A 14,497-nucleotide genomic window follows, 5' to 3' on the forward strand; every position below is an offset into this window, starting at 1 on the left:
TCTCTAGTAGGAGAAAGGCCAGCTCTTCCAGTAGGTGCGCACGCGGATCCAGATCCCGAACAGGCCGCGCGGCTCGAAGACGAGGAACAGGATGATCAGCAGTCCGTAGAGCACCGTCTCCACCTGGAAGACGTTGGGCGTCTGGGTGGTGTCGGCGCTGATGAACGGCAGCAGCGACGGCAGCGCCCGGGTGAGCGGCTGCAGCAGCGAGATGAACAGCGCGCCCGCGATCGCCCCCGAGACGGTCGCCACCCCGCCGATCAGCACCATGGCGATGAACTGCACCGACATCAGCAGGCTGAACGAGCCGGGCTCCACGAAACCGGTGATGCTGTAGAGCAGCGCGCCCGCGCACCCGGCGTAGAAGGAGGAGATGCCGAAGGCGAGGACCTTGTAGCGGGTCAGCGGCACGCCCATGACCTCGGCCGCGATGTCCCGGTCGCGGATGGCCATGAACGCCCGGCCGACCCGCGAGCGGGCCAGGTTGCGCGCGGCGACCGCGAAGACGATGAGCAGGACCAGCATCAGCAGGTAGAGCGCCTGCTCCCGAGTGCCGAGCGGCCCGTCCTCGTGCAGCGGCACGCCGAACAGCACCGGCACCGCCGCCGGGCGGCCGACCCCGGGGCCGCCGGTGAGGTGGTCCCACTCCTTGAAGACGTGCTCGCCGAGGAAGACCAGGCCGAGCGTGACGATCGCCAGGTACAGCCCGCGCAGCCGGGTGGCCAGCGGGGCGACCAGCACCCCGGCCAGCGCGGCGACCAGGCCCGCGGCGGGGAGCCAGATCCAGATCTCGGTCAGGCCGTACCCGAGCGTCCTGCCGTCCGCCGGGCCGGACAGGGCGGCGCCGGTGTAGGCGCCGATGGCCACGAAGAAGGCGTGGCCGAGGGAGACCTGGCCCGCGTAGCCGGTGACGATGTTGAGGCCGATCGCCCCGATGGCCAGGACGTACGCCCCGGCCAGCACCTCCAGGGAACGGTCGACCAGCACCGCCGACAGCGCGAAGGCGAGCACGACCAGCGCCAGCGTCCAGCCGCGCTTGGCCCGGGTGTCGAGCAGCGCCATGTCCTGGGCGTAGGAGGTGTAGAGCAGCGGCCGTCCGCGCGGCCGCCGAGACCGGCCGGTCGGTACGCCGGACTCGCTCATACCCGCTCCACCTCCCGCGTCCCGAACAGCCCGTACGGTCTGACCAGCAGCACCACCAGCATCACCACGTACGGCGTGACCACCGCGAAGTTCTGCCCCAGCCACGGCGCGACCTCGCCCTGGTAGCTCTGGAACAGCGACTCGACCACGCCGATGGTCAGCCCGCCGACGACCGCGCCGCCGAGCGAGTCCAGCCCGCCGACGATGATCGCGGGCAGCGCCTTCAGCGCGACGATCCAGGTGAGCTGCTCGATGCCCTGCCCGGTGCCGACGAACATCCCGGCGATCGCGGCCAGGAACCCGGCCAGCCCCCAGGACAGCGCGAACACCATGCCCACCGAGACGCCCTGGGCCAGGGCGGTCTCCTGGTCGAAGGCGGCGGCCCGGATGGCCAGGCCGTACCGGGTGTGGCGGAAGAAGGCGTACAGCAGGCCGACCAGCACGGCCGTGGTGGCGAGCATGGCCAGCCAGCGCTGCTGCACCACCAGGCCGCCGAACTCCACCAGCGAGAAGCCCCACGGGTCGTGCATCTGCCGCACGTCCCTGCCGATGAGGGCGTTGACCACGACCCGGACCACCACGTCGATGCCGAGCGTGATGATGGCCACCACGAACACCGGGCGGCCGACCATGGGCCTGATCGCGACCCGTTCGATGCCGAGCGCCACCGCAGCGATCAGCAGCGCGGCCAGCAGGACGGCCGGGAGGAAGCCGGTCACCTCGGCGAGGTAGCTGACCGCGACCGCGCCCGCCAGCATCAGCGCGGGCTGGGCGAAGCTGATCACCCGGGTGGCCTTGTAGATGATCACGAAGCCGAGGGCCAGCAGGGCGTAGATCGACCCGTTGCCCAGCCCGCGGATGACCGACTCGAGCAGGCCCTTCAACGGCGGTACATCCCTTCGACGAGCTCCTCGAACAGGGCGGCGACGGCCGATCTCTTGACCTTCTGGGTGGCGGTGAGCTCGCCGTCCTCGTGGTCGAGCTCCTTGGGCAGGAAGGCGAACCGCCGGACCTGCTCGACCCGGGCGAAACGCTCGTTCACGGCGTCGACGACGCCCTGCACCAGCGCCCGGGTCTCCGGCTTGTCCGACAGGTCGCGGTAGGTGGTGTAGCTGAGCCCGCCCCGGCGCGCCCACTCCCCCACGGTGTCGAGCTCGATGCCGACCAGCGCCACCAGGTAGGGCCGCCGGTCGCCGATCACCACCGCCTCCTTGATGTACGGCGACGCCTTCAGCGCGTTCTCGATCTCGCTGGGCGCCACGTTCTTGCCGCCCGCGGTGATGATGATGTCCTTCATCCGGTCGGTGATCCGCAGGTGCTCGCCCTGCCACTCGCCGACGTCGCCGGTGTGCAGCCAGCCGTCGGGGCCGAGCACGTCGGCGGTGGCGCGCGGGTCGCGCCAGTATCCGGCGAAGGTGCCGGGATGCCTGGTCAGGATCTCGCCGGTGGTCTCGTCGACGACCACCTCGACCCCGGGATGCGGCTCGCCGACCGTGCCGAGGCGTACCCGGCCCGGACGGTTGGCGGTCGCGACGGCGGTGTTCTCGCTCATGCCGTACACCTCGTGCATGGCGATGCCGATGCCCATGTAGAACTTGAGCACGCCGGGGGCGATGGGGGCGGCGCCGGAGGCCGCGTAGCGGACGCGGCGCATGCCGAGGCGCTCGCGCAGCGAGCGGTAGCAGAACACCCAGCCGAGCGCGTAGAGCAGCCGGGTGGCGGGGGTGTGGGCGCCGCCGGTGCGGGCGAGCGTGTCGCCGATCCGGTCGGCGAGCCGCAGCCAGAAGCGGGTGACCGTGCGTTTGAGCGGGGAGGCGGAGCCGAGCTTGATGTCGACTTCGGCGAGGACCTTCTCCCAGATGCGCGGGACGCCGAACAGGATGGTGGGCTGCACCTCGCGCAGGTTGGCCTGGACGGTCTCGATGGACTCGGCGAAGTTCACCTGCACGCCGGCCGCGGCGTTGAACCAGACGGTGAAGGCCCGTTCGGCCACGTGGCAGAGCGGCAGGTAGGAGACGATGAGGTCCTTCTCGCACGGCGGCGGCGAGGTGAAGCCGCCGCCCTCGACCAGGGTCCGCACCGCGAACTCGACGTTGGCGACGGTGAGCATGACGCCCTTGGGCGGTCCGGTGGTGCCGGAGGTGTAGATGAGCGTCATCACGTCGCCGGGCAGCGTCTCGCCCAGTCGCCGCTCGACGGCCTCGGGATGCTCGGCGCGGTGGGCCCTGCCCAGGGCCAGCAGGTCGGGCCAGGACATCAGCCGGGGGTCGGCGTACCTGCCGCGCAGGCCACGCGGTTCGAGGTAGACCACGCGTTCCAGTGCCGGGCACTCGCCGATGACCGCCAGCGCCTTGTCGACCTGCTCCTGGTCCTCGGCGATGAGGATCCTGGCCCCGGAGTGGGCCAGCAGGTAGGCGACCTCGGCGGGCGGGTTGGTCGGGTAGAGGCCGACGGTGACGGCCCGGACGGCGGTGACGCCGAGGTCGGCGTACAGCCATTCGGGGCGGTTCTCGGAGTGCACCGCGACCCGGTCGCCCGGCTCGACGCCCAGCGCGAGCAGCGCGTGCGCGACCAGTTCGACGTTCGTCCAGTACCGCGACCAGGTCACCTCCTGCCAGATGCCGAAGTCCTTGTGCCGCAGGGCGACCGCGCCCGGCGTGCTCCCGGCCCTGCGCCGCACCCTGGTCGCGATGGTCTCGGTGGCGGTGTGCTCCCGTACGACGCTCATGCCGCACCTCCCAGGTACGCCTCGATGACCTTGGGGTCGCGCTGCACCTGCGCGGGTGTGCCCAGCGCGACCGGGCGGCCGAAGTCGAGCACCAGCACCCGGTCGGCCAGGTCCATCACCAGTCCCATGTCGTGGTCGACCAGCACCACGGGGATGTCGAGCTCGTCGCGGATGTCCAGCACGAACCTGGCCATGTCCTCGGTCTCCTCCAGGTTCATCCCGGCGACCGGCTCGTCGAGCAGCAGCAGCTTGGGCTCCATCGCCAGCGCCCGGCCGAGCTCGACCCGCTTCTGGATCCCGTACGGCAGCAGCCGCACGGGGTGTCGGCGCCAGGCCTCCAGTTCCAGGAAGTCGATGACGTCCTCGACCCTGGCGCGGGCGGCGAGCTCCTCGCGTCTGGCTCGGCCGTAACAGAGGAAGGCGGCCAGGGCGCCGTAGCGGAAGTGGTGGTGGCGGCCGAGCATGAGGTTGTCCAGGACGGTCAGGTTGTGGAACAGCTCCACGTTCTGGAAGGTGCGGGCCAGGCCCATCGCGGCGATCCGGTGCGGGGGCTTGGCCAGCAGGTCCGCCCCGAGGAAGCGGACGCTGCCCTGCTGGGGGCGGTAGACGCCGGACAGCACGTTGAAGATCGAGGTCTTGCCCGCGCCGTTCGGGCCGATCAGCGCGAACAGTTCGGCGGGCCGTACGTCGAAGGAGACGCCGTCGATCGCCTGGACCCCGGCGAACGACAGCCGGACGTCCGCCACCTCTAGGACAGCCACCGTTTCCTCCGCTTGTAGTGCTTGACCTCACGGAAGGACTTGGCCGCCCCCTCGGCGCCGAGCCCGAGGTAGAACTCCCTGATGTCCTCGTCGGCGAGGAATTCGGCGGCGGGCTTGTCCATGACGATCTTGCCGGTCTCCATCACGTAGCCGTGGCCGGCGATGGACAGCGCCATGGTGGCGTTCTGCTCGACCAGCAGGACCGTGGTGCCCTGGCGGTTGATCTCCACGATGAGGTCGCGGATCTGCGCCACCAGGGCGGGCGCCAGGCCGAGGCTGGGCTCGTCGAGCAGCAGGTAGGAGGGTCCGGCCATGAGCGCGCGGCCGACGGCGAGCATCTGCTGCTCGCCGCCCGACAGGTAGCCGGACACCGCCCTGCGCCGCTCCTTCAGCAGCGGGAACAGGCCGTAGACGCGGTCGAGGTTGGCGGCGGCCTCGCCGGGCGCGGTGTGCGCGCCGACCCTGAGGTTCTCCTCGACGGTGAGTTCGGCCAGGATGCGCCGCCCCTCCATCACCTGGCTGACGCCGCCGCGGACGATCTGCGCGGGCCGCAGGTGGTGGATCGGGCGGCCCGCCAGCGTGACCGACCCCTTGGTGATCTCGCCGTCGTGTACGCCGAGCAGGCCGGACAGGGCGCGCAGCAGGGTGGTCTTGCCCGCGCCGTTGGCGCCGAGGAGGGCCACGATCGCGCCGGGCGGCACCGTGAGGCTGACCCCGCGCAGCACCAGCATCACGTCGTCGTAGACGACCTCGAGGTTGCGGACCTCAAGCACGCGGACTCCTGGTGACTGTGGCCTACGTCACCCCCGATGACGACAGAGTCCACTGAAACCAAGCGCTCGATCAATAGGCGCACCCGAATTGGAATGTTGCTCTAATCGTAGAGTTGCCTGTATGGCAATCTGTGAGCATATTCTCGGCGCGGGCGATCCGCCGCCCCGTACTCCTGAAGGGTGCGAGGAGTGCCTGGCCATCGGCGGACGCTGGGTCCACCTGCGGCGCTGCCTGGACTGCGGCCACATCGGCTGCTGCGACTCCTCGCCGAACAAGCACGCGACGGCCCATTCCGTCCACGAGAAGCATCCGGTGATCCAGTCCTACCAACCGGGTGAGACCTGGCGCTGGTGCTACCTCGACAACGTGATGGGCTGACTCAGCGCTCCAGGATGGCCTCCTCGAAGTCGAGGTCGGCCATCACCCGGCGGAGCACCTCGTCCTCCAGCCTGCGCTCGTCGCGCAGCCGGACGAAGACCTCCCGCTCGGCCTCCAGCATCTCGCGGCGCAGCCGCCGGTAGATCGCGCTCGGCGTCTCGGCGCCGCCCTGGCCCGTGCCGCCGCCCAGGCGCTCCCACGCGGTCAGGGCGCGCCGGGCCGACTTGGCGCGCAGTTGCTCGATCACCTCGACGTGCGTTTCGTCGACGCCGTCGCGGGCCAGCACCTCCTCCAGCCGCTCCAGGCCGGCCTGGGCCGCGGCCTGCTGCGCCGCGGCCTCCGCCAGGTCGTCCTCGTACTGCTCCCGCTCGGCGGACACCTTCAGCCGCCTGATCAGCATGGGGAACGACAGGCCCTGCACCAGCAGGGTGCCGATCACCGTGGTGAAGGTGAGGAAGAGCAGCAGGTCGCGGTCCGCCATACCGGGCGGTATGGCGAAGGCGGCGGCCAGCGACACCACGCCGCGCATGCCCGCCCAGCCGATCACCACGGTGTCCCGCCACGGCGGCGGGTCGCCGCGTACCAGCAGCCACGGCAGGTAGGTCGCGGCGAAGACCCACACGAACCTGGCCAGGACCGTCACCCCGAAGACCACCAGGACATAGAAGACGATCTCCCCCGCCCCGTAGCCGTGCAGACCGGTCACGATCGGGTAGAGCTGCAGCCCGATCAGTGCGAAGACGATCGTCTCCAGGAAGAAGTCGGTGACCCGCCAGACCGCGTCGGAGACCAGCCTGGTGCCGAACCCCGTGCGGTGCATGCGGTTGCCCAGGTACAACCCGACGATCACCACCGCGATGACGCCGGAGGCGTGCACCGACTCGGCCGCCAGGTAGGCGGCGAACGGGATGAGCAGCATCACCGTGTTCTCCACCAGCGGGTCGCGCACCCGCTCCAGCAGCCAGCCGAACACCAGCGCCAGCGCCACCCCGATGAGCACGCCGCCCAGCGCCGCGTAGACGAACTCGCCCAGCGCGGGCAGCGTCTCCACGGTGCCGCCGACGGCCGCGCCGATCGCCACCCGGTAGGCGGTCAGCGCGGTGGCGTCGTTGAACAGGCTCTCGCCGACCAGGATGGTGAGCGTCCGGCGCGGCAGGCCCAGGCGGCGGCCGACCGCGACGGCCGCCACCGCGTCCGGCGGCGCGATGATCGCGCCGAGCGCGAACGCGGCGGCCAGGCTCAGGTCGGGCAGCATCAGGTGCACGACCAGACCCACCACGGCCGTGGTGAACAGCACCAGGCCGATCGACAGCAGCGCGACCGCGCGCTTGACGTCGCGCAGCCGCAGGTAGGAGCTGTCCAGTGCGGCCGAGTAGAGCAGCGGCGGCAGGAACACGAACAGGATGAGCTCGGGGTCGAGCGCGTACGGCGGCAGCAGCGGCGAGACCGCCAGGCCCGCCAGGACCAGCATCAGCGGGGCAGGCCACCCCCTGCGCCTGGCCACGGCGGCGACCGCGATGGCCCCACCGGCGATGAGCAGCCAGTGCAGCCCCGTCGTCGCGTTCACTCGCCCTCCACAGGGACATGCTCTCCCAGAGAGCGCACAATCCTGGTGATCGTCCGCAGCGTGCCGCGCAGGCGGGGGTCGGTGGCGGCGTTCCGCAACCGGATCGGCGGCCCCGCGGTGATCCTGGTCGGTACGAACGCCGCCGACACCCGCCAGCCTTCCCCGCTTCGCCGGAAGCGGAACCAGCCGATGGCGCCCTCGTGCGTGGCGCAAGAGCCCTACGCACGCCCGCAGATAATGCGCCGATCCGGACGAAAGCGATCTTCGCCGCTTCTGCGCGCTACCCGCTCACCACTCCCGGCGGTCGTTCCTCTCCTCGTAGTGCTGCTCGGGACGCAACCGCTCACCGGTGGCGAAGAGCTGGTCGCCGACGTACGGGCGGGAGATGCTGGGCTCGGACGGGCCGCCGAGGCCCAGCGGGTCGGCCGGGTTGACCTGGCCCTGCGGGTAGGACTGCTGGTAGGGGTCCTGGGGCTGGGTGTGCTGCTCCTGGACGGGCGCCGCCGAACGCCGCCCGGCGCCGGGAATGCCGTGCATGGGCGTGCCGAGGCCCGGCGCGGGGCTGACCGCGCTGCGGGGCGGCGGCGCGAACGGGTCGGGCTGCTGCGGCTGCGCGGCGAACGGATCGGACTGGTACGGCTGCTGCTGCGACGACGGCGTGAACACGTCCGACCGCGCGGCGAACGGGTTGGGCTGCTGCGGGGAGGTGGAGTACGGGTCGGACTGGTGCGGCTGCGCGAACGGGTCCTGGTGCTGCGGCGGCGGCTGGTAGGACTGGTGCTGCTGGGTGGCGAACGGGTCGGGGTGGACCGACGCGTACGGGTCGGCGGGCTGCATGGGGAAGCCGAGCGGGTCGGTCGACTGCGGCGGCATCTGGTAGACCGGCCCGGCGCCGCCCTGGCCCTGCGGCTCCACCGGCTGCGTCCGGCCGTACGGCACGCCGTCGGGGCCGATCAGCGTCTCGCGCGGCTGCTCGCCGAACGAGGCCACGAGCTTGTCGGGCTGGGCGGGCGCGCCCCTGGCCACCAGGACGTCGTTGGGCGACAGCGCAGCCGTGGGGCGGTCGTCGTGCTGCGGCCGGGCGGGAGGTTCGGGCTCGATGGGCGGCGGGCGGTGGTACTGGCCGGTGCCCGGATACTCCGCGGCGACCGGTTCCGGCTCCGGCGCGGGGATCTCTCCCGACGCCTCCGAGAACCCGTCTTCGAGGGTGTCGAGCAGGCGCCCGACATCGTCCATCGGCATGCGGAAACTGCCGGTGCACATCTCCCCTCGCCACAGGCTGAGGACCAGGGTGCCCTCGTGCCACGTGACCCGGAGACACCGCTCCTGACCTCGTGCATCGAAGAACACTTCGCCGAACGACGGCAACGGGACAACTTCCGACATGGCAGACATACTGCTTTAACCAGCCTTTATTCGTCCACTCAACCCCGGAAAACCCTACCGAACCTGCACTCTCATTCTCACCTCGGGCCTCGTGCGCCACCAGGGGAAGATCTTCTTTGACCTGGGCGGGTTCCGTCAGACAGTGTGCCACGCGAGATGCGGCAAAGGCGCCGGAACACCGGTATGCGTCTGAGTGATGGCTCCATCGGCACCTCCAGGAGCGGGTACGGTTTCTGCTGTGCCCGACTCCCATCTCCCACCAGTCGAAGACCTGCTGAGCGCGGCCGTGAACGCTCTCGGAGGGAGCGAGCGGCCAGGCCAGATCACCATGGTCAAAGCCGTCCAGCGAGCCATCGACGAGGAGGAGCACCTGGCGGTCCAGGCGGGCACGGGCACGGGCAAGTCCCTGGCCTACCTCGTCCCGTCGATCAGGCACGCGATGGACTCCGACAGCCCCGTCGTGATCTCCACCGCCACCATCGCGCTGCAGCGCCAGCTCGTCGACCGCGACCTGCCCAGGCTCGCCGAGACGCTCGCCAAGGAGCTGCCGCACGAGCCCACGTTCGCCATACTCAAAGGCCGGCGCAACTACCTGTGCCGCTACAAGGCGACCGCCGGCTGGCCAGAGGACGAGGGCGACCAGCTCTTCGACCCGCGCGAGGTCGGCGCCACCGGCCGGATGGTCCAGCGCATCCAGGAGTGGGCCGAGGAGACCCAGACCGGCGACCGGGACGAGCTCGTCCCCGGCGTCAACGAACAGGCCTGGCGGCAGTTCTCGGTCAGCGCCAAGGAGTGCCTGGGCGCCACCCGCTGCCCGAGCGGCATGGAGTGCTTCGCCGAGCTGGCCAGGGCCCGCGCCGGCGAGGTCGACGTCGTCGTCACCAACCACGCGCTGCTGGCCATCGACGCGATGGAGGAGTTCGCGCTGCTGCCCGAGCACGAGGTGGTGGTCGTCGACGAGGCGCACGAACTGGTCGACCGGGTGACGTCGGTGGTGACCGACGAGCTGTCCGAGAGCGGCGTGTCGATGGCCGTACGCCGGGTGGGCAGGCTGATCGAGCAGCCCATCGCCGACCAGTTGCAGGAGGCGGGCGAGGACCTCAAGGCGCTGCTGGCCGCCGCGCCGCCCGGACGCCTCGACGAGCTGCCCGAGGTGCTCGGGCTGACGCTGGCGCTGCTGCGCGACACCTCCGCGCGGTGCGTCACCGCCCTGGGGCCGCGCGGCGCCGACAAGGACGACCCCGAGCGGGCCGGGCAGCGCAAGGCGGCCTTCACCGCGCTGGACGAGGTGCACGACACGGCGGTGCGCATGCTGGAGGCGTACGGCCACGCCTCGGAGATCGACCGGGCCGAGGTGGTCTGGCTCGACGGCGGCACCGACCGGCGGCCCCCGGCCCTGCGGGTGGCCCCGCTGAACGTCGGCGGCATGCTCCGCGACCGGCTCTTCGGCGAACGCACCGTGGTGCTCACCTCCGCCACCCTCGCCCTCGGCGGCACCTTCGACGGCCTCGCCCGGCAGTGGGGCCTCGGCGAGAGCTCAGAGGCCGAAACGGGCGGGCGCGAGGGCTCGGGCGCGGACGGGAAGAGCAGGCGCGGACGCGGCTGGACCGGCATCGACGTCGGCTCCCCGTTCGACCACCCGCGCGCCGGCATCCTGTACGTCGCCAAGCACCTGCCCCAGCCGGGCCGCGACGGGCTGCCCCAGCAGTACCTCGACGAGATCGCCGAGCTGATCGAGGCGGCCGGTGGGCGCACGCTCGGGCTGTTCTCCTCCATGCGCGCCGCAAAGGCCGCCACCGAGGCGCTGCGCGAGCGGCTGGACGTGCCGCTGCTGTGCCAGGGCGACGACTCGACCATGCTGCTGGTCAAGCAGTTCGCCGAGGACGAGTCGACCTGCCTGTTCGGCACGCTGTCGCTCTGGCAGGGCGTGGACGTACCCGGGCCGTCGCTGCGGCTGGTCATCATCGACCGGGTGCCGTTCCCCCGCCCCGACGACCCTCTCACCTCCGCGCGGCAGCGGCACGTCGTGGCCAAGGGCGGCAACGGCTTCATGGCGGTCGCGGCCAACCACGCGGCGCTGCTGCTGGCCCAGGGCGCGGGCAGGCTCCTGCGTTCCCAGGACGACAAGGGCGTGGTGGCGGTCCTCGACCCCCGCCTCGCCACCGCCCGCTACAGCGGCTTCCTGCTGGGCTCCCTGCCACCGTTCTGGCGCACCACGGACCCGGCCGTGGTCCGCACCGCCCTCAAACGCCTGACCGCCACCGAAAGCTGAGCCCAGCTCTCCCTGGACCACCACGAGCGGTTATGGCCGGGTTGACGTGCTCGTTGTCAGCTGCGTGGCGCTGAGCAGGCTCTTTCGGGTCGGGCCGAAGTCCCGTGACCTCGCCATGGGTGCCGGGCTACATTCACGAGCCATGACGTCTGCTCGGGTGGACTTCGGAATTCTGGGTCCGTTGGAGGTCAGAGTCAGCGGCCGGCCGGTCCGCATCGGCGGGCGGCGGCCCGCGACCATGCTCGCGGTCCTGCTCCTCGACGGCGGGCGGGGGTTGCCGCCGGGCCAGCTCGTCGACGCGGTGTGGGGCGAAGACCCACCCGCCTCGGTACGCGGCCAGGTGGCGATCACCGTGTCGGTCCTGCGCAAAGCCCTGCGTTCGGGCGGAGCCGACCCTGACATCATCGAAACCGTGGGCCACGGCTACCGGCTGCGGGTCGGCCCCGACAGGAGACTCCCGACGCCTCGCGGAGCGACTGAGACACGGCACGGAGAGGCTGCGGCGCAGCGCGAAGAGGTTGGGGCGCAGTGCGGGGGCGCTGGAACACGGCGCGGAGGGATCACGGCACAACGCGGAGGGATCGGGGCTCGAGACCGGGAATCCGAGACACAGGACGGGTCTCTCGCGGCGCGGGACGGCGGGTTCGCGGCGCGGGAGGTGTATCTGGATGCGCGGACGGCGGAGGAGCGGATCAGGGTCGCGCGGGCGGCGGCCCGTGACGGGCGGGCAGCCGAGGCCGCGGTGGGGCTTCGCGAGGCACTCGCGCTGTGGCGCGGACCGGTGCTCGCGGGGCTGGACTGCCCAGGGCTCGCCGCCGGGATCATGCGGCTGGAAGAGCTGCGCCTGACCCTGATGGAGGAGTGCGCCGACCTGGAACTGGCGCTGGGACGGCACCAAGAGCTCGCCGCCGAGCTGGCCGCGTTCGTCACCGGGAACCCGCTGCGCGAGCGGGCGCGGGCCCAGCTCATGCTCGCCCTCTACCGGTCGGGGCGCCGGGCCGACGCGCTGGCGGCCTTCCGGGACGGCCGCCAGCTGCTGAGCGTGGAGCTGGGCATAGATCCGGGCCCCGAACTGATCCGCATGGAACGCGCGGTGCTCGCCGACGACCCGGCCCTCGCGCTGCCCCCGGCCCCGCCCGCGACCATTATCGCCGCCTCGACCCGAGCCCACCCCACGCCGGGTTCCACCCGAACCCTGGCCGCCCCCGGTTCCACCCGAAACCCAGCCACTCCCCGCTCCACCCGAACCTCGAGCATGCCCGGCTCGGCCCCCCACAGCTCCACCCGGACCCCGGCCACGCTGAGCTCCCCACACAGCCCAGTGACGCTTCACCTCACTCGAAGTCCGACCGCGCCCGATCCCGCCCAAGGCACGGACGCGTCCGGCTCCGCTCGGATCCCGGCCGACAGTGACTCCGCTGAGTCCCAGGGTGGGGGCGTGCCTGTGCAGGTCTGGGCCGTGCCCGCCGAGCTGCCGCCCGCGACTCCGGCCTTCACCGGGCGGGACGCCGAGGTCGAACACCTCGGGGAGCTGCTGACCTGTGGTCCCGGCGGGCCGGTGGCGATCGTCGCGATCACCGGGAGTGGTGGGACGGGCAAGTCGGCGCTCGCCGTACACGCGGCTCACCAGGTCGCCAAGGCGTTTCCCGACGGGCAGTTGTACGTGGATCTGCGCGGGTCCACGCCTGGGGCGGTGCCGCTGGAGCCGCTCGATGTGCTGGGCAGGTTCCTGCGGTCGCTCGGGGTGGACGCCTCGCGGGTTCCCGGGGACACGGCGGAGGCCGCGGGCCGCTTCCGTACGCTGACGGCCGAGCGGCGGCTGCTGGTCCTGCTGGACAACGCGGAGAGCGCGGCCCAGATCGGCCCGCTGCTGCCGTCGGGGCCCGGCTGCGCGGTCATCGTCACCGCCAGGCCCGCGCTCACCACCGTCGACGGCGCGACCGCGCTGCGGCTGGGGCCCATGGACGACGAGCAGGCGCTCGGCCTGCTCGCCCGGCTGGCGGGCGCCGCCCGGGTCGCGGCCGAGCCGGAGACGGCGCGGGAGATCGTCCGGCTGTGCGAGCGCCTGCCGCTGGCCGTACGGATCACCGCGGCCCGGATGGCCGCGCATCCGAGCCAGTCGCTGGCCGAGCTGGCCGTCCCGCTCTCCGCCGCCTGTTCCCGCCTGGACTCCCTCGCGTACGCCGACCTGGCGGTGCGGGCGAGTTTCGCGGTGAGCATCGAGCAGCTTCCCGGCGACCCGCCGGGCGCGCTGGTGTTCGCGCACGCCGGCCTGCTCGACGCGACCACGCTCACCCCGCCGCTCGCCGCCGCGCTGGCCCGCGTGCCGCAGGAGCGGGCGAGGTCCGCGCTGGACACCCTGGTCGAGGCGGGGCTCATGGAGCACGCGGGGCGGGGCCGCTACCGGATGCACGACCTGGTCCGCCTGTACGCCCGCGAGCTGGCCTTCGAGGAGCTGTGCGAGGAGGCCCGCGCCGGGGCCCTGCGCAGGACCGCCCACCACTACCTGGCCACCATGGTCAGCGCCGCCGACCTGCTCGACGTGGGTGCCAAGGGGGTACTCGACCACTTCCCCCTGGAATGTCCGGGCGTGGACCTGCCCGACCGGGACGCGGCCATCGCCTGGCTCGACGGGGAGCGGGAGAACCTGGTCGCCTCGGTCGGGCAGCTCGCCTCGGTCCCGGCCGCGCACGCCGCGACGGTCAAGATCAGCCGGGTGATGACGCTGCCGTTCATCAACCGCGGCTGGGGGCGGGACCTGCGCGGCCTGCAGGCCGTGTGCCTGCGGGCCACCTCGGCCTCCGGGGACCGGGAGGGGCAGGCGCACGCGCACGGCGGTCTCGGCGTGGCCGCGCAGATGCTCGGTGACCACGACGCCTCGCGCCGGTCGTACGAACAGGCGCTGGCGCTGTGGCGGGAGCTGGGCGACCGGAACCGTGAGGCTTCCACACTGTTCAACCTGATCACCCCCAACCGCGGGCTCGGCCACCTGAAAGAGGCGCTCGGCCGGGCCCAGGAGGCGCTGGAGATCGCCACCGCGCTCGGCAACCGCCGCCTGGAGGCGAAGATCCACGACAACCTGGGTCTCGTCTACCGCGCTCTCGGCCGCCTCGACGACTCCGTCAAGTCTTCGCTGCGCGCCCTGGCCCTCTGTCGCGAGCTGGGTGCCACCCGCGGCGCCGGGTCCGCGCTGGGCAACCTGGCCGAGACCTACCGGCGCCAGGGCGACACCACCGGGGCGCGCGAGTGCTTCGGGTCCGCGCTCGAACTGATCAGGCAGTGCGGCTACCGGTACGGCGAGGCCGAGTGCCTGTGGGGGCTGGGCCGCATCGAGCAGGAGGAGGGCCGACTGGACCTGGCGCGCCCCCTCTGGACGGACTCCGTGTCGATTCTGCGCGACATCGGCCTGATCACGGCCACCGAAGCACACGCCATTCTCGCCGAGCCCGTCCCGTCGACCCCCGACCCGATCAGACGGGAAACCTAGC

At 72.0% G+C, this 14,497-nt stretch carries 11 protein-coding genes; 3 read left to right on the top strand and 8 right to left on the bottom strand.

Annotation, left to right across the window (positions count from 1 at the left end; genetic code table 11):
• Positions 1-3 precede the first annotated feature (3 nt).
• From ABZ911_RS09840 to ABZ911_RS09860, 5 genes are read right to left on the bottom strand one after another with little or no spacing between them, the layout of a single operon-like run.
• Positions 4-1,143, bottom strand: coding sequence for a branched-chain amino acid ABC transporter permease (locus ABZ911_RS09840; protein WP_358053898.1), 1,140 nt, complete (start codon positions 1,141-1,143; stop codon positions 4-6).
• Positions 1,140-2,027, bottom strand: coding sequence for a branched-chain amino acid ABC transporter permease (locus ABZ911_RS09845; protein WP_358053900.1), 888 nt, complete (start codon positions 2,025-2,027; stop codon positions 1,140-1,142). Before ABZ911_RS09845 ends, ABZ911_RS09840 begins: the two co-directional genes overlap by 4 nt.
• Complete coding sequence (locus tag ABZ911_RS09850; protein WP_358053902.1) at positions 2,024-3,871, bottom strand: AMP-binding protein; 1,848 nt, start codon at positions 3,869-3,871, stop codon at positions 2,024-2,026. Before ABZ911_RS09850 ends, ABZ911_RS09845 begins: the two co-directional genes overlap by 4 nt.
• Positions 3,868-4,632: an ABC transporter ATP-binding protein gene (locus ABZ911_RS09855; protein WP_358053904.1), complete on the bottom strand. Its 765-nt coding sequence runs from the start codon at positions 4,630-4,632 to the stop codon at positions 3,868-3,870. Before ABZ911_RS09855 ends, ABZ911_RS09850 begins: the two co-directional genes overlap by 4 nt.
• Positions 4,620-5,405 carry an ABC transporter ATP-binding protein gene (locus tag ABZ911_RS09860; protein ID WP_358053906.1) on the bottom strand — a complete coding sequence of 262 codons (786 nt, stop codon included), beginning with the start codon at positions 5,403-5,405 and terminating at the stop codon, positions 4,620-4,622. The genes ABZ911_RS09855 and ABZ911_RS09860 overlap by 13 nt, the downstream gene beginning before the upstream one ends.
• Before the next feature lie 121 nt (positions 5,406-5,526).
• Between ABZ911_RS09860 and ABZ911_RS09865 the strand changes: the two genes are divergently transcribed.
• Entirely contained in the window at positions 5,527-5,784 is a 258-nt protein-coding gene (locus tag ABZ911_RS09865; RefSeq protein WP_358053908.1) for a UBP-type zinc finger domain-containing protein, read from the top strand.
• A 1-nt stretch (position 5,785) separates the two neighbouring features.
• Here the strand turns inward: ABZ911_RS09865 and ABZ911_RS09870 are convergent, their stop codons facing one another.
• From ABZ911_RS09870 to ABZ911_RS09880, 3 genes are all read right to left on the bottom strand, one after another.
• Positions 5,786-7,351 carry a Na+/H+ antiporter gene (locus ABZ911_RS09870; RefSeq protein WP_358053910.1) on the bottom strand — a complete coding sequence of 522 codons (1,566 nt, stop codon included), beginning with the start codon at positions 7,349-7,351 and terminating at the stop codon, positions 5,786-5,788.
• On the bottom strand, positions 7,348-7,500 hold the full coding sequence (locus ABZ911_RS09875; RefSeq protein WP_358053912.1) for a hypothetical protein: 153 nt from the start codon (positions 7,498-7,500) through the stop codon (positions 7,348-7,350). The genes ABZ911_RS09870 and ABZ911_RS09875 overlap by 4 nt, the downstream gene beginning before the upstream one ends.
• Positions 7,501-7,639: 139 nt before the next feature.
• On the bottom strand, positions 7,640-8,737 hold the full coding sequence (locus tag ABZ911_RS09880) for a hypothetical protein (protein ID WP_358053914.1): 1,098 nt from the start codon (positions 8,735-8,737) through the stop codon (positions 7,640-7,642).
• Positions 8,738-8,933: 196 nt separating this feature from the next.
• Between ABZ911_RS09880 and ABZ911_RS09885 the strand changes: the two genes are divergently transcribed.
• The gene (locus tag ABZ911_RS09885) at positions 8,934-11,009 is read left to right on the top strand and encodes an ATP-dependent DNA helicase (RefSeq protein WP_358053916.1); all 2,076 of its coding nucleotides are present in this window, start codon (positions 8,934-8,936) and stop codon (positions 11,007-11,009) included.
• 181 nt (positions 11,010-11,190) lie between these two features.
• A complete protein-coding gene (locus ABZ911_RS09890; protein ID WP_358053918.1) occupies positions 11,191-14,496 on the top strand; it encodes a BTAD domain-containing putative transcriptional regulator in 3,306 nt (1,101 codons plus the stop codon).
• The last annotated feature ends 1 nt before the right edge of the window (position 14,497 follow it).

It is taken from the genome of Nonomuraea sp. NPDC046570 (genome assembly GCF_040645915.1).
Classification (GTDB): domain Bacteria; phylum Actinomycetota; class Actinomycetes; order Streptosporangiales; family Streptosporangiaceae; genus Nonomuraea.